Origin of the sequence: Pseudomonas sp. B21-019, from assembly GCF_024749225.1 — a bacterium.
GTDB lineage: Bacteria > Pseudomonadota > Gammaproteobacteria > Pseudomonadales > Pseudomonadaceae > Aquipseudomonas.
This window is the reverse complement of sequence record NZ_CP087193.1, coordinates 5,746,634-5,766,470: the sequence shown is the minus strand read 5'-3', so window position 1 is coordinate 5,766,470 and position 19,837 is coordinate 5,746,634. Positions and strand designations below refer to the sequence as shown.

Sequence of the window (19,837 nt, the reverse complement as noted above, 5' to 3'; positions counted from 1 at the left end):
AGATGTCAGCTGCGTTGGAGCTGGGCACTATGCTGGGACGGTACTCCTTCGCGGTGCCGGATGAGGTTGCACGCGGTGAGTTGCGGCTGTTGCGCAATTCAGAGGATGACCTGTAGGCCAAGGCACCTCCTTGAAGCGCCTTGGCGGCTGGCGAACCAGAATTGTACCCTTGGACCATAGGACGGTATCTGTGATGGACCAGCCAGAAACACAAAAGCCGCGCAATGCGCGGCTTTGAGTTTGGTGGGCCCACACGGACTTGAACCGTGGACCAAAGGATTATGAGTCCTCTGCTCTAACCAACTGAGCTATAGGCCCTCAGTAGGCCGCGGATTATAGCGATGGTTTCTCGGCTGTGCTATCCGAAAAATCCGATACGGCTATACGAAGAAACGTCGCGGCGAATTCGTCGGGGGAAAGTGGCAGGCTGACGATGTAGCCCTGGATCTGTTCGCAGCCTTCGGTGGTGAGGAATTGTTGCTGGGCATGGGTTTCGACGCCTTCGGCGATGACGGTGAATTGCATGCTGCGGCCCAGGGCAATGATTGCGCGGACAATCGCCGCATCGTGGGGGTCGTCCGGCAAGCCGCGGACGAAGGACTGGTCGATCTTGAGGATGTCCAGCGGCAGGCGCTTGAGGTAGCTCAGGGATGAATAGCCGGTGCCGAAGTCATCGATCGCCAGTTGCACGCCCAGGCGTTTGAGTTGATGCAGGACCGCCAGCGCTTCTTCGGCCTGGCTCATGATGAAGTTTTCGGTAATCTCCAGTTGCAGAAAATCGGGTTTGAGGCGGTTGTCCTTGAGCAGCTGCTCGATCCGGCCGAGCAGGTTCGGTTGGCGTAATTGAGCGCCTGCGAGGTTGACCGAGAGCGGGCCGAGGCACTCATAGACCTGATTCCACTCGTACATTTGCCGGCAGGCGGTTTCCAGTACCCAATCGCCGATTTGCAGGATCATGCCGTTCTCTTCGGCCAGGGGAATGAAGTGCTCGGGGGGCACATCGCCGAAGGTCGGGTGATGCCAGCGAATCAGCGCTTCGGCGCCGACCAGCCGATGATCCTTGAGGCTGATTTTGGGCTGGTAGTACAAAAACAGCTCATTGCGCTCGATGGCACGTCGCAGTTCATGCTCCAGTGCCACGCGTTCGCTGGCCTGGGCGGTGAGGTCGCGGGTGTAGCTTTCAACCCGGTTACGGCCCTTGGCCTTGGAGCGATACATCGCGGCATCGGCGTTCTTGACCAGTGTGGCGACGTCGCAGCCGTCCTTGGGGTACAGGCTGGTGCCGATGCTGGCGCTGATGAAAAACTCGTGCTCGCCCGCCTGGAAAGGGGCGCTGAAGCAATTGAGCAGCTTGGTGGCAATGTTATCGGCATCGCTGGCCTGTTGCAGGCCGGGGAGCAGGATGATGAATTCGTCGCCACCCAGTCGCGCCACGGTATCGATATCGCGCAACTGCTCCTTGAGGCGCACGGCGATGCCTTTTAGCAGCAGGTCGCCGACCGGGTGACCGAGGCTGTCGTTGATGTGTTTGAAACGGTCCAGGTCCAGGAACAGTACGGCGCCCTGGCCACCGTTTTCCTGCTGGTTGTTCAGCGCGGTCAGCAGGCGGCTTTCGAACAGTGTGCGATTCGGCAGGCCGGTCAGTGGATCGTGGTGCGCCTGGTAGTCGAGTTTGGCTTGCGCATGCTTGAGGCTGGAAATGTCCGCGAACACCGCGACAAAGTGGGTGATGAGTTTGTCCCGGTTGCGCACGGCGCTGATGGTCAGCCAGCTCGGGTAGAGCTCGCCGTTCTTGCGCCGGTTGGAAATCTCGCCTTGCCAATGACCTTCGGCGGTCAGTTGATGCCACATCGCAGCATAGAAGGCGCTGTCGTGCAGGCCCGAGGCGAGCAGGCGAGGGGTGTGGCCCAGTGCTTCGGTCTCGCTGTAGCCGGTGATTTCGGTGAAGGCCCGATTGACCGCGCTGATGTGCTGTTGGGTATCGGTGATCAAGACACCCTCGGCGGTGCTTTCGAACACGGTGGCGGCCTGTTGCAGTTTTTCCTGCATCAGGTGCCGTTCGGTAATGTCCCGGGCGATGGTCAGCATGCAGTCTTCATCGCCGATGGGCAGTGGCCGGCTTGAAACTTCGCAGAGCCGGATCTGCCCGTCCTTGCGGCGGATGTGGCAACTGAAGTCGCGGACGAAACCATCCCGGTGCAGCAATTCGAGCATCTGTTTGCGCTCGTTGAGATTGACCCAGATCCCCAGGTCCAGCGCCGACCGATCCACAGACATCGCACTGTTGAACCCGGTTATACGGCTGAAACCTTCGTTGACTTCCAATAGCAGGCCGTCGCTCTGCCGGGACAGCAGCAAGCCGTCGGGGGAGGCGTGGAAGGCCTTGGCGAATTTCTCTTCGGAGGTTTGCAGCTGTTGCTGGGTTTCCTTGAGCTGACTGATGTCTCGCACGACCACCACCAGGGCCGGGGTCGTGTCGAGGTCGAAAGGCTCGGCGGAAATCAGGCCGGTAAACACCTGGCCATTGTTGCGGCGAAAGGGCATCTCCAGGTTGCGGATACTGCCGGCCTGCAACCGCTGCAGCAAACCCGGTCCCACGCCGGGAACGCCCCAGATGTTCAGGTCGGTGGCCGTCTGGCCTATGACGTCTTCGGCCTTGAGGCCGATCTGTTCCTCGAACGCTTCGTTGACTTCCAGCAGGCAGCCATCGGAAAGCCGTGCGATCACCAGAATATCCGGGCATTGCTGGAACACTGAGGCGAACTTCTGCTCCGACAGGCGCAGCGCCTCTTCGGTGCGTTTGGCTTCGCTGATGTCGATCATCAGCCCGCGCAGGACCGGTTCATGGCCGTGTTCGATCAGGCTGACGATATCGCGGACCCACAGGCAGCGGCCGTCAGCGGTGATGACCCGGTAATCGACGCTGTGATCGCGCCCGGCCGCCACTTCGCGGTCGCAGAAGGCCTGGGCCCGGGTGAGGTCCGCGGGGTGGATGATGTTGCGCCAGAAGCCCGGAATCAGCCAATGGGACAGGGGATAACCGAGGAGGTCCTGGGCGTGGGGCGACACGTAACTGTAGGTGTAATCGCTGATCTGCGCTTCCCAGGCGATGGCTGAAAGACTCTCCACCAGCCCGCGGTAATGGTATTCGCTGCTGCGCAGCTCCTGTTCCAGGTCGACCCTGCGGGCTATTTCCGAACTCAGTCGGCGATTGATCCGGATCACCACTGCCAGCACGATCATCAGAGCCAATAGCCCTGGCAGGCCGTAAATCAGCACGTCGGACCAGAAGGTCCGATGATCCAGGACGTTACCGACCCAATGTTCCTGGATGGCACTGATTTCACTCGGGCTCATGTCTGCCAGGACTTTGTCCAGGATACTGACCAGCAGCTTGTTGTTCGGGGGGACGGCCATCGCCAATTGGTAGCGGTAGGGCGTCTCACCGCTGACGTAGAGCCCTTCGAGCTTGAGCTGGCGCAGGCTCCAGACACTTGAGGCGAGATCGCCCACGACCGCGTCCACTTCGTCGGTAGCCAGCGCTTGCAATGCCGAGCTGACATTGGGCATCGCCACCAGATTCAGGTCGGGATGCTGGGTGCGCAACAGTTCATGGGGGGCGTAGTTTTCCACCACGGCGATCTTCAGCCCGTACAGGTCTTTGAGTTTGCGCGGTTGGGGGCCTCCGACGTGGGCCAGAATGACAATCGGAAAGTCGAGGTAGGGGCGGGTGAACGACAGATAGGTCTGGCGCTCGGGGGTCGACATGATGCCCGGCAAGATGTCTAGCTTGCCTTGTTTGGCCTGCTGCAGCACTTCAGTCCAGCTGACCGGTTCGATGGGCGTGAGTTTGATGGCCAGCCGTTGCCGGATGACGTTGATATAGTCTGCTGCCAGGCCCTGATAACGCCCATGGTCGTCGCGAAATTCAAACGGCGGCCACGACGCATCGACGCCCAGGCGCAATTCCGGGTGAGCCGCCAGCCAGCTACGTTCTTCGTCGGTCAGAGTCAGCGCGCCAGCCGTTGCGGTCCAGGTCATCAGCGACAGCAAAAAAAGCACGGTCGACCATCTGGGCATAACGGTCTCGTTATGGCTTTGGGGGAATGCTTCGAGTGTAGACGGGCTATTCGGCGGGTGGGACGTGCGGGGCATTTAATCTGTATAAAGCAAAACCCCCGGCCTGGGCCGGGGGTTCTGTGATCACTCGTCGAGGAAGGAGCGCAAATGCTCGCTTCTCGTCGGGTGGCGCAGCTTGCGCAGCGCCTTGGCTTCGATCTGACGAATCCGTTCACGGGTCACGTCGAACTGCTTACCAACCTCCTCGAGGGTGTGGTCGGTATTCATGTCGATACCGAAACGCATGCGCAAAACCTTGGCTTCACGGGCAGTGAGGCCGGACAGGACTTCGCGAGTCGCTTCTTTAAGGCTCTCAACGGTGGCGACATCGATTGGCGACTGCATGGTCGAGTCTTCGATGAAGTCACCCAGATGGGAGTCTTCGTCATCACCGATCGGGGTTTCCATGGAGATCGGCTCTTTAGCGATCTTCAATACCTTGCGAATCTTGTCCTCAGGCATTTCCATGCGTTCGCCCAGCTCTTCCGGGGTCGGTTCGCGACCCATTTCCTGCAACATCTGCCGGGAAATACGGTTGAGCTTGTTGATCGTCTCGATCATGTGCACCGGAATACGGATGGTGCGGGCCTGGTCGGCGATCGAGCGAGTGATCGCCTGACGGATCCACCAGGTGGCATAAGTCGAGAATTTGTAGCCACGGCGGTATTCGAACTTGTCTACCGCTTTCATCAAGCCAATGTTGCCTTCCTGGATCAGATCGAGGAACTGCAGGCCACGGTTGGTGTACTTCTTGGCGATGGAGATCACCAGACGCAAGTTCGCTTCGACCATCTCTTTCTTCGCGCGGCGGGCCTTGGCCTCACCGATCGACATGCGACGGTTGATGTCCTTGATCTCGGCGATCGTCAAACCGGTTTCGGTTTCCAGCGCGGTCAGCTTCTGCTGGCAACGAATGATGTCCGGTTGCAGGCGACCAATGGCTTCAGCGTATTTGCTTTTGCCTTTGGCCAGTGCATCGCTCCAGCTTTCGTCGACTTCGTTGCCCGGGAACTGGCGCAGGAAGTCGGCACGCGGCATGCGGGCATCACGAACGCACAATTGCATGATCGCGCGCTCTTGCTGACGCAGACGATCCAGGGCGCTGCGAACACGCTCGACCAGGCCTTCGAATTGCTTCGGCACCAGTTTGATCGGCATGAACAGCTCAGCCAGGGCCAACAGCTCGGCAATCGCAGCCTTGTTGTAGCGACCGTGCTTTTTCAGCGCCTTGCGGGTGATTTCCATCTGGTCGGCGACAGCGCCAAAACGCTGTGCGGCGATGACCGGATCCGGACCGCTTTCGGCTTCTTCTTCGTCATCGCTTGCTTCGGCGTCATCGTCGTCGGTGTCGTCGGCAGCTGGAGCGGCTTTCGGGTCGACAGGCGGTGGCACTTCGGCTGCAGGCGGCGCAATGCCGTCGTCCGGGTCGATATAACCGCTCAGGACGTCGGACAGGCGGCCACCTTCGGTGGTGACGCGAGTGTACTCGGAGAGAATATGGTCAACCGTGCCAGGGAAGTGCGCGATTGCGCCCATCACTTCGCGGATGCCCTCTTCAATACGCTTGGCGATTTCGATTTCGCCTTCACGTGTGAGGAGCTCTACCGTACCCATTTCACGCATGTACATGCGCACTGGGTCGGTGGTGCGACCAATGTCGGTCTCGACCGCTGCCAACGCTGCAGCTGCCTCTTCGGCCGCGGCTTCGTCGGTATCGGCGTCGGCCAGCATAAGGGAATCCTTATCTGGCGCAACCTCGAATACGTTGATCCCCATGTCATTGATCATGCGGATGATGTCTTCCACCTGTTCCGGATCTGAAATATCCTCCGGCAGGTGGTCGTTGACCTCCGCGTAAGTCAGGTAGCCCTGCTCACGACCAAGTGTGATCAACTCTTTGATACGAGACTGCTGTTGCGCTTTTCCGGACATAACACCCTATCCACTGAAGGTCTTGGCGGGCAAAAAACAAGCCGAGGATTATACCTGAGCTATGACCTCACGCGCCAGTTGAGGTCGGGTTTGATGCGCAAACATTGCGGCTTAAAAGATCGCGCAGTTGATTTTTCTCTTCGGCACTCAACTCACTTTGACGCGCTTTTCGAAGAAGTTGTTCCAGATTTCGCTCGCGTTGGCGGGCTGACAAGCTAGTAATGGTGTCGAAAAACTGTTGTTCAAGGTTATCTCCATCAATCAGCCATTCCTTTTCTGCCAGCGCTTTCAGTAGTCGGCCCTGTTCAGTGCCGTGCCAACGCGCAATCAGTTGAAATGAGTTTAGCTTGGGATTCTTCTGTACGGCTTCGAGCAGGGCGACCAGCAGTTGCGTGTTAGTGTGGTCTTCGGCCGCAAAGTGCCCGGCATCCTCGACTTTTTCGGCCAGTTGCGGGTGATGCAGCAGCGTGCGCAAGGCGGCCAGGGTGGGTGGCTCTACAGCGGCCGGTACCCGTGGCGCGCGTGGTTGATCGCGATCGCCGCCGCGTTTGCCGTTCTTGTCCCACGGCTTCTTGTCCCACTTCTTGCCGCCGGCACCCGGTTTCTTCGGCGTCCACTCCTGCTGCGGCACATACATCTCTTGCGCCTGCGGTTGATGGTAGTCGCTGTAATCCGGCATGGCGTCGTAATCAATGCCCGGGTCGTACGCCGGTGGTGCTTCCTGAGGTGCGCTTTGCACCAGTTGGCTCACAGCTTCACCGCTGAGCCCGGTAATTTCGGTCAGGCGCTGGCGCATCAGAATGCGCAGGTTGGCGCCCGGGACTTTGTCGATCAGCGGCGCGGCGAGGGTGGCCATGTGGGCCTTGCCTTCGAGCGAGCGCGGGTCCGATTCCTCGGTCAGCTGTTGGAAAAAATAATCAGCCAATGGCTGTGCATGCTGATTGATCCGCGCACGGAAGGCGTCAGTGCCTTCGGAGCGGACCAGCGTGTCCGGGTCTTCGCCTTCGGGCAGGAATAGAAAGCGTGCGCGCCGTCCGTCCTGCAAGCTCGGCAGCGTCGCTTCCAGTGCACGCCAGGCAGCGTTGCGGCCGGCCTGGTCGCCGTCGAAGCAGAACAGTACGTTGGGTACGACGCGAAACAGTCGCTTCAAGTGCTCTTCGCTGGTGGCGGTGCCCAGGGTCGCCACAGCATTGCGCAGGCCTTGCTGGGCGAGGGCGATGACGTCCATGTAGCCTTCGACGACGATGATTTCGTCGAGGTTGCGGTTGTTCTTGCGCGCTTCGTAAAGGCCATAGAGTTCCTGGCCCTTATGGAAAACCGGGGTTTCCGGCGAGTTCAGGTATTTCGGCTTGTCGTCGCCCAGCACCCGGCCGCCGAAGGCGATGATGCGCCCGCGGCTGTCGCGGATCGGGAACATCACGCGATCGCGGAAGCGGTCGTAGCGCTTGCCGGTTTCGGCGTTCTCCACCAGCAGGCCGGCATCGATCATGGCCTTTTGCTGCAGGGTGTCGCTGCTCAAGTGCTTGAACAGATTGTCCCAGCCGGGCGGGGCGAAACCGAGGCCAAAGTCCCGGGCGATTTCGCCGGTCAATCCACGACCTTTCAAGTAATCCACAGCCGCTTTGCGCGATGGATGGCTTTTCAGGGCCTGACGGTAAAAATCGGCGGCGGCAGTGAGCAGTGGATACAGAGGCGAGTCGGTGGGCTGCCGCGGTTTGTGCGGTCGGCCGCTTTCTTCGCGGGGGATTTCCATGCCGGCGGCTTTGGCCAGTTCTTCTACAGCCTGGGGGAAGTCCAGGTTGTCGTGGTCCATGATGAAGCCGAGGGCGTTACCGCCAGCGCCGCAGCCGAAGCAGTAATAGAACTGTTTGTCGGGGCTGACGCTGAAAGAGGGGGTTTTTTCTTTGTGAAACGGGCAGCAGGCAGTGTAGTTCTTGCCGGCCTTTTTCATTTGCAGGCGCGAGCTGACCACATCGACGATGTCGGTGCGGTTCAGAAGGTCGTCAATGAAGCTCTGGGGAATTAGCCCGGCCATGGCGTTCTCGTCATCTGCGCTGAAATGGACCCGAAACGAAGTGCGGCCGAACGCGGGTCATTGTTTGAGGCGCGCAGGGTGTGCGGCTCGACCGGTGTCGTCTGCGTAATCGCTGTCAGGAAGTGTATCTGCCGAAAATCCGCTGACGTTAGTACCGATCAGCATTCGACTATATGAAAGTGTTTCGCTGAGTCCGGCGACGGCCAGTCAATGGCCTCGGATAGCTCATAAGCGGGCACGCAAGAAGGTGCCTTGGGCTGATCGTCGTGAGAGGAATCAGTGGGTGTGCTCGTCAGTAGCCTTGAAAGGCTCGTCAGAAAAGACGTGCACCGCTGGCAAAAGAGCCAGGTCTGACGCTGTGAAGCAGGTTTGTCTCGGTCGCGTCTGCGGCTTTGACGGTGAAGCATCAAGCGTTGTCCGCAAATGCCATTAGCCCGGCTGAGGGCCGGGCTTGGCAGAAGCTTGCTACGATCGTCTGCGTATTAGTACAGACGAACGGCGCGGCGCTGTTCGCGCTGTACTTTCTTGGCGTGACGCTTAACAGCGGCTGCTGCTTTACGCTTACGCTCAGAAGTAGGCTTCTCGTAAAATTCGCGGCTACGAACTTCAGCCAGTACACCGGCTTTTTCGCAGGAGCGCTTGAAACGACGCAGAGCTACGTCGAAGGGTTCGTTCTCTTTAACTTTGACGGCTGGCATCCAGAGCTACCTTCATTCATTACCGGGGTCAACATCCTCGCGGCAAAAGAGCACTTGAAGACGTCGGTTTTTAAGGGTTGCGGATGTTAACCCCTCATCGCTCGGAATGCAAAGCCTCTGATCGAAAACCGCTGGTCGGGGCATCACGCGACGACTATTATGCGCGCCTTCGAATTCAGCCTCTACAAGGCGCAAACCCATGCTAGTACTGGGATTAGAAACCTCCTGCGACGAAACCGGTGTCGCACTTTACGACAGTGAACGCGGGTTGTTGGCCGATGCGCTGTTCAGTCAGATCGACCTGCATCGCGCCTATGGCGGCGTTGTGCCGGAGCTGGCTTCGCGCGATCACGTCAAACGCATGCTGCCCTTGATCCGTCAGGTGCTGGCGGAGGCCGACTGCGTGCCGACCGAGATCGACGCCATCGCTTATACCGCCGGCCCCGGCCTGGTCGGAGCCTTGCTGGTAGGGGCTTCCTGCGCTCAGGCGCTGGCTTTTGCCTGGGGTATCCCGGCGCTGGGCGTGCACCACATGGAAGGTCACTTGCTGGCGCCGATGCTGGAGCCGCAGCCACCGGAGTTCCCGTTCGTCGCTTTGTTGGTCTCGGGCGGTCATACGCAGCTGGTTCAGGTCGACGGGATCGGTCAGTACACGCTCTTGGGCGAGACCCTCGACGATGCCGCCGGCGAAGCGTTCGACAAAACTGCAAAAATGATGGGCCTCAATTATCCGGGCGGTCCGGAGATTGCTCGTCTGGCGGCGCAAGGCGTTGACGGACGTTTCGTCTTCCCGCGTCCGATGTGTGATCGTCCGGGCCTGGCGTTTAGCTTCAGCGGTTTGAAAACCTTCGCCTTGAACACCTGGCAGCAATGCGTCAGCGCCGGGGACGACGGCGAGCAAGCCCGTTGCGACATCTCGCTGGCGTTCCAGCAGGCCGTGGTGGAGACTTTGACCATCAAGTGCAAGCGTGCCCTGAAACAGGCCGGCATGAGGCGTCTGGTGATCGCTGGCGGCGTCAGCGCCAACAAGGCGTTGCGCACGTCACTGGAAAAAATGCTCGGCGACATGAAGGGCGATGTGTTTTATGCCCGTCCGGAGTTCTGCACCGACAACGGTGCGATGATTGCGTTTGCCGGCTGCCAGCGCTTGCAGGCTGGTCAGCACGAAAGCCTGGCGATCAGCGTGCAGGCGCGTTGGCCGATGGAGCAGCTGTCGGCGCTGTGATGAGCGGTGCTCACGTGTGGCATTTAAAAATGCCGTTCGCGCCCGGCAAACAGGTCGCGTAGATTGCCGCGATGACGCCAGACGATCAGCCCCGTGAGCGCGCTCATGGGCAGCAGTGCCGCCGGTTCTTGCCAGGCGAGCAGCGGCAGGGTCAGGGGTGTGGCAATCAGGGCGGCGAGTGAGCTGGTGCGGGTCAGGTAGAACGTCAACAGCCAGGCACAGACTGCCAGCAGCGCAGCGGGAGGATAGAGCCCCAGCAGCATGCCGGCCGCAGTGGCGACACCTTTGCCGCCACGAAAACGGAAGTACAGTGGGAACAGATGACCGATGACGGCGAAGACGCCGATCCAGGCTTGTTCCTGTAGTGAAAGGCCCATTGCACCTGCGACCAGCACTGGCAGCAGGCCTTTGCATAGGTCGCCGAGCAAGGTCAGGATGGCGAGTTTTTTGCCGGCCAGACGCAACATGTTGGTGGCACCGGCATTGCCCGAGCCACTCATTCGCGGATCGGGGTTACCGGTCAGGCGGCTGAGCAAAATGGCGAAGGACAGAGAGCCGAGCAGGTAGGCGAAAATCGCCAGTGACCAAAACATGCTAACTATTCCGGGCGAGGACGCCCTGATTCTAACGGCGCATTGCGCCCTTGTCGTGCAGCGGAGAGAAGTGCTTGGACAGAGTGTTTATCGAGGGCCTGGAAGTCGACACCGTGATTGGTGCCTACGACTGGGAACGAGGCATCCGACAGTGTCTGCGACTTGATCTGAGCTTCGCCTGGGACAATCGTCCGGCCGCCGCCGGTGATGACCTGACCCTGGCGCTTGACTACGCGAGCGTTTCGTCACGCATCCAGGCTTTTGCCGAGCAGGCGCAGTTCCAGCTGGTCGAAACCTTTGCCGAACGTCTGGCTGAAGTGCTGATGAGTGAATTCAAGATCACCTGGATGCACCTCAGGCTGACCAAGCCAGGTGCCGTTCCGGCGGCCAAGGGCGTGGGCGTGGAGATCGAGCGCGGATGTCGCTGACTCAGGTGTATCTCGGGCTCGGTAGCAACATCGAGCGCGAATCCCATTTGCAGGCTGGCCTGGACGCCCTGGCGGGTTTCCTGGTGGATATGCGTTGCTCGGCGGTGTTCGAAAGCCAGCCGGTGGGGATCAAGAGCGGGCCGTTTTTCAACTTTGTGGTCTCGGCCTATACCGATCTGCCGCTGATGGAACTGGATCGACGGCTGAAATTCATCGAAGCGGATAACGGCCGCTACGCGCCGGACCGCAAGGGCTTGCCGCTGGATATCGACGTGCTGCTGTTCGGCGATCTGGTGGGCAATTTCGATGGTTTGGTCTTGCCGCGGGCAGAGATTCTGAAAAACGCCTTCGTGCTGTGGCCGTTGTCGCTGATTGCGCCGGACAGAGTGCATCCGGGTGTAGGCAAAAGCTTTGCGACCTTGTGGAGCGAGGCGCGGATCGATCAGGTGTTGGCGCCGGTGGCTTTTGAGTGGCGCGGTGAGCAGTTGACCCCCTCCGATATGCTGTAAAGCAAAAGATCGCAGCCTTCGGCAGCTCCTACGTCGAACCGGTTCACCCCGCGACATCGCGAGTGTATGCCAGGCCCTGTAGGAGCTGCCGCAGGCTGCGATCTTTTGCCCTTGCTTACGCTTGTTCTTTGTAAGCCTTCAACGCCTTGAGCCGCTCGCGCTTGATCGCCTCGCCCAATTCCGGTCCCTTGAATCCCTTCTCCAGCAATGGCTGAACCGCCACGCTTCGCGCCGCAGTCGCCGCGCCACGCAAATAATCCGCCTGTGGATAACTTCGCTGCTCCAGGCCTTTGCGCCCTCGAGCGTCCATCTCGCACGCCGCGATAAACTCCTCAAAGCGCTGAGGTCGACGATAGACGTCGAAACTCTGCAGCAACTCCAGCAAGGTCGACGGTTTCAGCTCCAGAGCCCGGTGGCCGTGGGTGTGATACTCGCCCGCCAGCAGTGCCAGTTCCTGACAATCCTTCGGTGCCTTGAAGCGCTCGTTGACTGCTTTGATCAGCTTCAGGCCCTTGTGCTCGTGGGCGATGTGGCGAGGCCATTCCTCCTCGGGCGTCAGTCCTTTGCCCAAGTCATGCAGCAGGCAGGCCCAGCGTACGGTCAGCGGTTGTTTGTGCTGTGCCGCTTGCTCCAGCACGCTCAGGGTATGCACGCCTGTGTCTATTTCCGGGTGATGGGCTTCGGGTTGCGGTACACCGAACAGCGCATCGACTTCCGGCATCAGCACTTTGAGCGCACCGCACTCGCGCAGCACCTGGATGAACACCTGGGGTTGGTCTTCCATCAGCGCGCGGGCGATTTCTTTCCAGCTGCGTTCCGCGGTCAGTGCCTCCAGTTCACCCGATTCGCTGAGTTGCCGCATCAGCGCCAGTGTCTCGGGGGCGACGGTGAAACCCAGCCCTGCATAACGCGCGGCGAAGCGGGCAACGCGCAGAACGCGGAGCGGATCTTCGGCGAACGCGGGGGAAACGTGACGAAGCAGGCGAGCCTCGAGATCCCGCTGGCCATGGTAGGGGTCGGTCAGGTTCTGCTGATCGTCTTCGGCCATGGCGTTGATCGTCAGGTCACGACGTATCAGGTCTTCTTCGAGCGTGACTTCGGGGCTGGCGTGAAAGGTGAAGCCGCCGTAACCGCGCCCGCTTTTGCGCTCGGTGCGGGCGAGGGCGTATTCCTCACCGCTTTTGGGGTGAAGAAACACCGGAAAATCCGCACCCACCGGGCGAAAGCCCTTGGCGAGCATTTCTTCGGTGGTGGCGCCTACCACGACCCAGTCGATATCGGTGACAGGCCTGCCCAGCAGGCGATCGCGTACCGCACCACCGACTTTATAAATCTGCATAAAAAACCTCCGTTAGCCCGACAGAATAACCTTTGCGTCGAACTTCCGGAGGCCGAAACAGGATCAAAGATGAATGACAGCCAGGTCTAGCCGGCCGTAATCCCCCTCGCCGTGCTCGCTTCTGGGTGGAACATGATGGGTTTTCACCACCTGATCCCCTTGCAGGGTTTCCAGGTGAATGTCGAAGCCCCACAGCCGGTGCAGGTGCTTGAGCACTTCCTCGGTGGAATCGCCCAGTGGCTTGCGGTCGTGCTGCTGGTGACGCAAGGTCAGCGAGCGGTCGCCGCGCCGGTCGATGCTATAGATCTGGATGTTGGGTTCACGATTGCCCAGATTGTATTGCGCCGCCAGGGTTTCGCGGATGGTTCGATAGCCCTCTTCATCGTGGATCGCCGGAACCAGCAGATCGTCCTTCTGATCGTCATCGAGAATGCTGAACAGCTTCAGGTCGCGGATTACCTTCGGTGACAGGTACTGCAGGATGAAGCTCTCGTCCTTGAAGCTGCTCATGGCGAATTTGATGCTGGACAGCCAGTCTGTGCCGGCGATTTCCGGGAACCAGCGGTAGTCCTCTTCGGTAGGCTGTTCGCATATCCGCCGGATATCGCGATACATGGCAAAACCGAGGGTGTAGGGGTTGATTCCGCTGTAGTAGGGGCTGTCGAAGCCCGGCTGGAACACCACGCTGGTATGGGACGTCAGGAACTCCATCATGAAGCCATCGGTGACCAGGCCTTCGTCATACAAGTCGTTCATCAAGGTGTAGTGCCAGAAGGTGGCCCAGCCTTCGTTCATCACCTGCGTCTGGCGCTGTGGATAAAAATACTGGGCGATCTTGCGCACGATCCGCACGATTTCACGTTGCCATGGCTCCAGCAGCGGGGCGTGTTTTTCGATGAAATACAGGATGTTTTCCTGGGGCTCGGCGGGGAAGCGTGCGTTGTCCTTGTCGCTGAATTTGTCCGCGCCTTTTGGAATGGTTCGCCACAAATCGTTGATCTGCTTTTGCAGATGTTCTTCCCGATCCTTCTGCCGACGGCGTTCTTCTTCGGCGGAAATCGGATAAGGGCGTTTGTAACGGTCGACCCCGTAATTCATCAGCGCATGGCAGGAATCGAGCAAGTCCTCTACCGCGTCGATACCGTGGCGTTCTTCGCACTGCATGATGTACTGCTTGGCGAACACCAGGTAATCGATGATCGAGCTGGCGTCGGTCCAGGTGCGGAACAGGTAATTACCCTTGAAGAAGCTGTTATGGCCATAGCAGGCGTGAGCCACCACCAGGGCCTGCATGCAGATGGTGTTTTCTTCCATCAGATAGGCGATGCAAGGGTCCGAGTTGATCACAATCTCGTAGGCCAGCCCCATCTGGCCGCGGCTGTAGGATTTTTCGGTACTTAGGAAGTGTTTGCCATAGGACCAATGGTGATAACCCAGGGGCATGCCCACAGAGGCGTAGGCGTCCATCATCTGTTCGGCAGTGATCACTTCGATCTGGTTGGGGTAGGTATCGAGCGCATAGCGGGCCGCAAGACGACTGATTTCGCGGTCGTAGGCCTGGATCAGCTCGAACGTCCATTCAGAGCCGGTGGAAATGGGTTGGCGCTTCTGCTCTTTGGCGGTCATGTCACTAACCTGCGCTGGAAGAGTTCACGGAAGACCGGATAGATATCTCCGGCCGAGACCAGTTGCTGCTGGGCAAAAGTGTCAGAGAAGGCTTCGGCGATGCGTTCGTACTCGAACCACAGGGCCTGGTGTTCGCGCGGGGTAATCTCTACATAAGTGTAGTACTGCACGAACGGCATGATCTGGTTGATCAGAATGTCGCGGCAGATCGGCGAGTCGTCGTTCCAGTTATCGCCGTCGGACGCCTGGGCGGCATAGATATTCCACTCATTGCTCGGATAACGCTCGGCCATGATCTCCTGCATCAGTTTAAGGGCGCTGGAGACGATGGTGCCGCCGGTTTCCCTGGAGTAGAAAAACTCCTCCTCATCCACTTCGCGGGCACTGGTGTGGTGGCGGATGAACACGACGTCGATTTTGTCGTAGTTCCGCTTGAGGAACAGGTACAGCAGGATGAAGAAGCGCTTGGCGATGTCCTTGGTCGCCTGGGTCATGGAGCCGGACACGTCCATCAGGCAGAACATCACTGCTTTGGAGCTGGGGTTCGGCTGCTTGATGAGCAGGTTGTACTTGAGGTCAAAGGTGTCGAGAAATGGCACTCGGTGAATGCGCGCACTGAGTTTCTCGATTTCCGCTTCGAGTTCCTGGATGTCGCCGAAGTTGTCCGGCTCCTCCCGTCTAAGCCGGGCGAGCTCCTCTTTGACTTCGCGCAGTTTTGCCCGGCTGCTGCCGGACAGGGCGATTCGCCGGGCATGGGCCGAACGCAGCGTGCGGATAATGTTGATCCGTGACGGGTTGCCCTCGTTGCTGATGCCCGCGCGTACGGTCTTGAAGGTGTCGGTGCCAGTCAGGTGACGTTTGACCAGGTTAGGCAGTTCAAGGTCCTCGAACATGAATTCGAGGAATTCTTCCTGGGTGATCTGGAAGACGAATTCGTCCATCCCTTCACCCGAGTTACCGGCCTTGCCGGGGCCTCTGCCGCCGCCACCTCCGGGCGGACGGGCAATGTGCTCGCCGCTGGTGAACTCCTTGTTGCCCGGGTGCACGATGGTCTGCTTGCCGCCCCGGCCATGGTGAAGCACCGGCTCGTCGATGTCGCGGCCGGGAATGCTGATTTGCTCGCCGTGTTCCATGTCGGTAATGGAACGCCGGCCTACCGCCTCTTCGACGGCCTTTTTGATGTGATCACGGTAGCGCCGCAGAAACCGCTGACGGTTTACCGTGCTCTTGTTCTTGCCATTGAGACGTCGGTCGATCACATAGCTCATGACTGCTCCTTAGAAGCTGTCCTGAAAGGGGCGAGCGGTTACGCAGCATCGACACCTGTGCCGAGGGATGTTCACGCTCCCCCAAGCGCTTCTGGATGCTGCCTGAACCTCGTTACCGACTTTCGAACACCTCCCAGAGGTCTGTGTAACAGAAAAAGCGTACACAGGCCTCTGGCTAACGACAACCGGTCTGACCGGCAGCGGGTTACTGTGATTTTCTGACCCGCAGATACCACTCGGACAGCAGTCGTACCTGTTTGTCGGTGTAGCCCCGCTCGACCATCCGTGTGACGAAGTCGTTGTGTTTCTGCTGGTCCTCTTTGCTGGCCTTGGCATTGAAGCTGATGACCGGCAGCAGGTCCTCGGTGTTGGAGAACATTTTCTTCTCGATGACCACCCGCAGTTTTTCGTAGCTGAGCCAGGTTGGGTTCTTGCCGTTGTTGTTGGCACGGGCGCGCAGTACGAAGTTGACGATTTCGTTGCGGAAATCCTTCGGATTGCTGATGCCGGCCGGTTTCTCGATTTTCTCCAGTTCCTCGTTCAGGGCTACGCGGTTGAGGATCTCGCCGGTTTCCGGATCGCGGTATTCCTGATCCTGAATCCAGAAGTCGGCGTACAGCACATAGCGATCGAAGATGTTCTGGCCGTACTCGCTGTAAGACTCGAGGTAGGCAGTCTGGATCTCCTTGCCGATGAATTCGATGTAACGCGGCGCCAGGTACTCTTTCAGGAAGCGCAGATAGCGTTCGCGGGTCTCGGCCTGGAATTGTTCCTGTTCGATCTGCTGTTCCAGCACGTAGAGCAGATGCACCGGGTTGGCGGCGATTTCGTGCGGATCGAAGTTGAAGACTTTCGACAGGATCTTGAAGGCGAAGCGGGTCGACAGACCGTTCATGCCTTCGTCGACACCTGCTGCGTCGCGGTATTCCTGTATCGACTTGGCCTTCGGATCGGTGTCCTTGAGGTTTTCGCCGTCATACACGCGCATCTTGGAGTAGATGTTGGAGTTTTCCGGCTCTTTAAGGCGCGAGAGCACGGTGAACTGAGCGAGCATTTTCAGGGTGTCGGGCGCGCAATGGGCCTTGGCCAGCGAGCTGTTGAACAGCAGCTTGTCGTAGATCTTCACCTCGTCGCTGACACGCAGGCAGTACGGCACTTTGACGATATAGATCCGGTCGATGAAGGCTTCGTTGTTCTTGTTGTTCCGGAAGGTGTGCCATTCTGATTCGTTGGAGTGGGCCAGCAGAATCCCGGTGAACGGAATTGCCCCCAAGCCTTCGGTGCTGTTGTAGTTGCCTTCCTGAGTGGCCGTCAGCAATGGGTGCAGCACCTTGATCGGTGCCTTGAACATTTCGACGAACTCCATCAGGCCCTGGTTGGCCCGGCACAGCGCGCCCGAATAGCTGTAGGCATCGGCGTCGTTCTGCGGGAACTCTTCCAGTTTGCGAATATCGACCTTGCCCACCAGTGCCGAGATGTCCTGGTTGTTTTCATCGCCCGGCTCGGTTTTCGCAACTGCAATCTGGTTGAGGATCGATGGATAGAGTTTCACCACGCGGAACTGGCTGATGTCGCCGCCGAATTCGGCCAGGCGCTTGGTAGCCCATGGCGACATGATGGTGTTGAGGTAGCGCCGGGGAATGCCGAAGTCTTCCTCGAGGATCGCGCCATCTTCAGTGGCGTTGAACAGACCCAGGGGCGACTCGAAAACCGGCGAGCCCTTGATTGCGTAAAAGGGCACTTTCTCGATCAGCTGTTTGAGCTTTTCGGCCAAAGATGACTTACCGCCACCGACTGGGCCCAGCAGGTAGAGGATCTGTTTCTTTTCTTCCAGACCCTGAGCGGCATGGCGGAAATACGACACAATCTGGTCGATGCATTCTTCCATCCCGTGGAAGTCTTCAAAGGCCGGATAGCGGCGGATCACCTTGTTGGAAAAGATGCGCGACAGCCTCGAGTTGGTTGAGGTGTCGAGCAGTTCCGGTTCGCCGATGGCCAGCAAGAGACGCTCGGCCGCGGAAACGTAGGCGCTGCGGTCCTTTTTGCACAGTTCCAGATACTCTTGCAGCGAGAGTTCTTCCTGGCGCGTGGACTCGAAGCGTTGTTGGAAGTGGCTAAAGATACTCATGACGTCACCTCGCTCGATACGTGGAGCCGACGCCGGATCACTCAGTCGATGCTGGCAGCAACCGAACAGGCAGTTGCTGTTTACCCCCCAGAACTCTTCCGGAGCTGACTACTCCGAAAGCTACTCCCGATGACCCGTGCGCCGGTGTACCGGCTCTCCCCTGTTTTGGATGGCCTGCGCTTAAGGATAGTTGGGAATTTGGGAGGTAAAGGCAAGATACGTAATTAGTTGTGGCAGACCGTTCGTCTGTAATCGCGCGAGCCCACGGGGGCCGGGGCTTGCGCATTACAAAATAATTATTCGGAAGTGCCTTGCGCCGTTTCCGAAGGGTAGGTCGTACGCCACAGCTCAAAACCGCCGTCCATGCTGTAGACGTCGGAAAAGCCCTGGCTGATCAGATAAGCAGCTGCGCCCTGGCTGGAATTTCCGTGATAGCAGACCACTACCGTCGGCGCATCCAGATCGGCGCCCTGGATGAAAGCATGCAGAGAATGGTTATCCAGATGCTTCGAGCCTTTGATGTGCAGCGCGGCAAATGTTGCCGGGTCGCGGACATCGACCACCACCGCGCCTTGTTCGCGCAGGGCCTGGGCCTGTTCTGGGGGGATACGTTTGAATTCGCTCATGGCGGGCTCCTGTGGCTCGGCTGAAAGCGCAGTCTAGCGCGGGGCGCTGGCTGACGTTTGTTCGGGAATAGAGGTGGCGACTGCCGGTCGAACGTGGCCATGGGCGTCGCATTTGCATCGCAGGTGCTCGAAGGTGTCGACGTTCATCAGGGTCATGGCGCCACCCCAGACACAACCGGTGTCGAGGGCAAAGAGCCCGGGTTCGTTGCACTGGCCTTCGAGCGCCGCCCAATGGCCGAAGATGATCTTCAGGCCTTTGGTCTTGCGTTCCTTGTGCGCGAACCATGGCGCATAACCCGGCGGTGCGGTGTCGATGCCTTCCTTGCCCTTGAGGTCGAGTTTGCCGTCGCTGGTGCAGAAACGCATCCGGGTGAAATAGTTGGTGATGACTCGCAGACGGGCCGCGCCTTTGAGGTCGTTGTCCCATTTCACCGGCTCGTTACCGTACATGCCGTCAAGGTAAGGCGCGAAGCGGTTGTCATCGCGCAGGGCTTCTTCGACTTCGGCGGCGCATTTCAAGGCTTTGCGCAGCGACCATTGTGGGGGGATGCCGGCATGGACCAGGGCGATATCGCGCTGGTCGTCGTAGTGCATGAGCTTTTGCTGGCGAACCCACTCCAGCAGCTCCGCACGATCGGGTGCTTCAAGAATCTCGCGCAAGGTATCGGCTTTCTTCAGGCGCTCGATGTTTTGCCCGACGGCCAGCAAGTGCAGGTCATGGTTACCGAGTACGCACACCAGCGACTCGCGGATGCTATAGAGGAAGCGCAAGGCTTCCAGCGACTGTGGGCCGCGGTTGATGAGATCACCCACCAGCCACAGACGGTCCCGTGCAGGGTCGAAGGCCACTTGCTTGAGCAGGCATTTGAGCGGTTCAAGGCAACCTTGCACATCACCGACGGCATACGTCGCCATTAGTGCAACGCTCCGGGTACCGCCAGGCGGAACGGCGCGATGATGGCGTCGAAGTGCTTACCGTCTTCGGCGAGCATCTGGTAGGTGCCCTGCATCGTGCCGACCTTGGACGTCATGACGGTGCCGCTGCTGTAAGTGTGGCTCTTGCCCACTTCGATCAACGGCTGCTGGCCGACGACGCCCGCACCGCGAACCTCCTCGACATGGCCGTCACCGTCGGTGATGACCCAATGCCGTGAAAGCAGTCTGGCGGGTAGCAGGCCATTGTTTTGCACGGTGATGGTGTAGGCGAAGGCAAAGCGGTCGTGCTCGGGTTGCGATTGTTCTGCCAGATAGCGGGTGACGACGCTGACGTCGACCTGATAACGAGGATCGGACATGCAAAAGGCCTTAGAA

The 19,837-nt window shown here is 59.1% G+C and carries 15 protein-coding genes and 1 tRNA gene; 3 read left to right on the top strand and 13 right to left on the bottom strand.

All coding sequences use genetic code 11. The features are described 5' to 3' along the window. Nucleotides 1-241 precede the first annotated feature (241 nt). From LOY36_RS25970 to rpsU, 5 genes are all read right to left on the bottom strand, one after another. Nucleotides 242-318 (bottom strand) — tRNA-Ile (locus LOY36_RS25970). A gap of 15 nt (nucleotides 319-333) precedes the next feature. Further along, a complete protein-coding gene (locus LOY36_RS25965; protein ID WP_019650327.1) occupies nucleotides 334-4,080 on the bottom strand; it encodes a bifunctional diguanylate cyclase/phosphodiesterase in 3,747 nt (1,248 codons plus the stop codon). A 123-nt stretch (nucleotides 4,081-4,203) separates the two neighbouring features. Then, entirely contained in the window at nucleotides 4,204-6,051 is a 1,848-nt protein-coding gene (gene rpoD, locus LOY36_RS25960; protein WP_019580727.1) for an RNA polymerase sigma factor RpoD, read from the bottom strand. 67 nt (nucleotides 6,052-6,118) lie between these two features. Then, on the bottom strand, nucleotides 6,119-8,086 hold the full coding sequence (gene dnaG / locus LOY36_RS25955) for a DNA primase (protein WP_019650328.1): 1,968 nt from the start codon (nucleotides 8,084-8,086) through the stop codon (nucleotides 6,119-6,121). Nucleotides 8,087-8,568: 482 nt separating this feature from the next. Next, nucleotides 8,569-8,784 (bottom strand): 30S ribosomal protein S21, encoded by a 216-nt coding sequence (gene rpsU, locus LOY36_RS25950; RefSeq protein WP_002551877.1) that lies wholly within the window; start codon nucleotides 8,782-8,784, stop codon nucleotides 8,569-8,571. A gap of 199 nt (nucleotides 8,785-8,983) precedes the next feature. On the opposite strand from rpsU, the gene tsaD reads away from it, so the two are divergent. After that, entirely contained in the window at nucleotides 8,984-10,009 is a 1,026-nt protein-coding gene (gene tsaD, locus LOY36_RS25945; protein ID WP_258671331.1) for a tRNA (adenosine(37)-N6)-threonylcarbamoyltransferase complex transferase subunit TsaD, read from the top strand. 23 nt (nucleotides 10,010-10,032) lie between these two features. Here tsaD and plsY read toward each other — a convergent pair whose 3' ends face one another. Then, entirely contained in the window at nucleotides 10,033-10,602 is a 570-nt protein-coding gene (gene plsY / locus LOY36_RS25940; RefSeq protein WP_019650331.1) for a glycerol-3-phosphate 1-O-acyltransferase PlsY, read from the bottom strand. A gap of 74 nt (nucleotides 10,603-10,676) precedes the next feature. Between plsY and folB the strand changes: the two genes are divergently transcribed. After that, the gene (gene folB, locus LOY36_RS25935; RefSeq protein WP_019650332.1) at nucleotides 10,677-11,030 is read left to right on the top strand and encodes a dihydroneopterin aldolase; all 354 of its coding nucleotides are present in this window, start codon (nucleotides 10,677-10,679) and stop codon (nucleotides 11,028-11,030) included. Then, nucleotides 11,021-11,539, top strand: a complete 519-nt coding sequence (gene folK / locus LOY36_RS25930) for a 2-amino-4-hydroxy-6-hydroxymethyldihydropteridine diphosphokinase (RefSeq protein WP_018928844.1) — start codon at nucleotides 11,021-11,023, stop codon at nucleotides 11,537-11,539. Before folB ends, folK begins: the two co-directional genes overlap by 10 nt. A 115-nt stretch (nucleotides 11,540-11,654) precedes the next feature. Here folK and LOY36_RS25925 read toward each other — a convergent pair whose 3' ends face one another. From LOY36_RS25925 to apaG, 7 genes are all read right to left on the bottom strand, one after another. Then, a complete protein-coding gene (locus tag LOY36_RS25925) occupies nucleotides 11,655-12,878 on the bottom strand; it encodes a multifunctional CCA addition/repair protein (RefSeq protein ID WP_258671329.1) in 1,224 nt (407 codons plus the stop codon). A gap of 63 nt (nucleotides 12,879-12,941) precedes the next feature. Further along, complete coding sequence (locus tag LOY36_RS25920) at nucleotides 12,942-14,504, bottom strand: SpoVR family protein (RefSeq protein ID WP_018928846.1); 1,563 nt, start codon at nucleotides 14,502-14,504, stop codon at nucleotides 12,942-12,944. Further along, nucleotides 14,501-15,772, bottom strand: coding sequence for a YeaH/YhbH family protein (locus tag LOY36_RS25915; protein ID WP_018928847.1), 1,272 nt, complete (start codon nucleotides 15,770-15,772; stop codon nucleotides 14,501-14,503). The genes LOY36_RS25920 and LOY36_RS25915 overlap by 4 nt, the downstream gene beginning before the upstream one ends. Nucleotides 15,773-15,977: 205 nt before the next feature. Then, nucleotides 15,978-17,900, bottom strand: a complete 1,923-nt coding sequence (locus tag LOY36_RS25910; protein WP_007904259.1) for a PrkA family serine protein kinase — start codon at nucleotides 17,898-17,900, stop codon at nucleotides 15,978-15,980. 296 nt (nucleotides 17,901-18,196) lie between these two features. Then, a complete protein-coding gene (gene glpE, locus LOY36_RS25905; protein ID WP_258671327.1) occupies nucleotides 18,197-18,526 on the bottom strand; it encodes a thiosulfate sulfurtransferase GlpE in 330 nt (109 codons plus the stop codon). A gap of 33 nt (nucleotides 18,527-18,559) precedes the next feature. Next, a complete protein-coding gene (locus LOY36_RS25900; RefSeq protein ID WP_258671326.1) occupies nucleotides 18,560-19,441 on the bottom strand; it encodes a symmetrical bis(5'-nucleosyl)-tetraphosphatase in 882 nt (293 codons plus the stop codon). Further along, nucleotides 19,441-19,821 carry a Co2+/Mg2+ efflux protein ApaG gene (apaG, locus tag LOY36_RS25895; protein WP_258671324.1) on the bottom strand — a complete coding sequence of 127 codons (381 nt, stop codon included), beginning with the start codon at nucleotides 19,819-19,821 and terminating at the stop codon, nucleotides 19,441-19,443. The genes LOY36_RS25900 and apaG overlap by 1 nt, the downstream gene beginning before the upstream one ends. Between the last annotated feature and the right edge of the window lie 16 nt (nucleotides 19,822-19,837).

Bases quoted from the DNA above. Each gene is read 5' to 3' on its own strand.
- LOY36_RS25965 (WP_019650327.1), bottom strand. From the start codon at position 4,080: ATGCCCAGATGGTCGACCGTGCTTTTTTTGCTGTCGCTGATGACCTGG.
- rpoD (WP_019580727.1), bottom strand. From the start codon at position 6,051: ATGTCCGGAAAAGCGCAACAGCAGTCTCGTATCAAAGAGTTGATCACA.
- dnaG (WP_019650328.1), bottom strand. From the start codon at position 8,086: ATGGCCGGGCTAATTCCCCAGAGCTTCATTGACGACCTTCTGAACCGC.
- rpsU (WP_002551877.1), bottom strand. From the start codon at position 8,784: ATGCCAGCCGTCAAAGTTAAAGAGAACGAACCCTTCGACGTAGCTCTG.
- tsaD (WP_258671331.1), top strand. From the start codon at position 8,984: ATGCTAGTACTGGGATTAGAAACCTCCTGCGACGAAACCGGTGTCGCA.
- plsY (WP_019650331.1), bottom strand. From the start codon at position 10,602: ATGTTTTGGTCACTGGCGATTTTCGCCTACCTGCTCGGCTCTCTGTCC.
- folK (WP_018928844.1), top strand. From the start codon at position 11,021: ATGTCGCTGACTCAGGTGTATCTCGGGCTCGGTAGCAACATCGAGCGC.
- LOY36_RS25925 (WP_258671329.1), bottom strand. From the start codon at position 12,878: ATGCAGATTTATAAAGTCGGTGGTGCGGTACGCGATCGCCTGCTGGGC.
- LOY36_RS25920 (WP_018928846.1), bottom strand. From the start codon at position 14,504: ATGACCGCCAAAGAGCAGAAGCGCCAACCCATTTCCACCGGCTCTGAA.
- LOY36_RS25915 (WP_018928847.1), bottom strand. From the start codon at position 15,772: ATGAGCTATGTGATCGACCGACGTCTCAATGGCAAGAACAAGAGCACG.
- LOY36_RS25910 (WP_007904259.1), bottom strand. From the start codon at position 17,900: ATGAGTATCTTTAGCCACTTCCAACAACGCTTCGAGTCCACGCGCCAG.
- glpE (WP_258671327.1), bottom strand. From the start codon at position 18,526: ATGAGCGAATTCAAACGTATCCCCCCAGAACAGGCCCAGGCCCTGCGC.
- LOY36_RS25900 (WP_258671326.1), bottom strand. From the start codon at position 19,441: ATGGCGACGTATGCCGTCGGTGATGTGCAAGGTTGCCTTGAACCGCTC.
- apaG (WP_258671324.1), bottom strand. From the start codon at position 19,821: ATGTCCGATCCTCGTTATCAGGTCGACGTCAGCGTCGTCACCCGCTAT.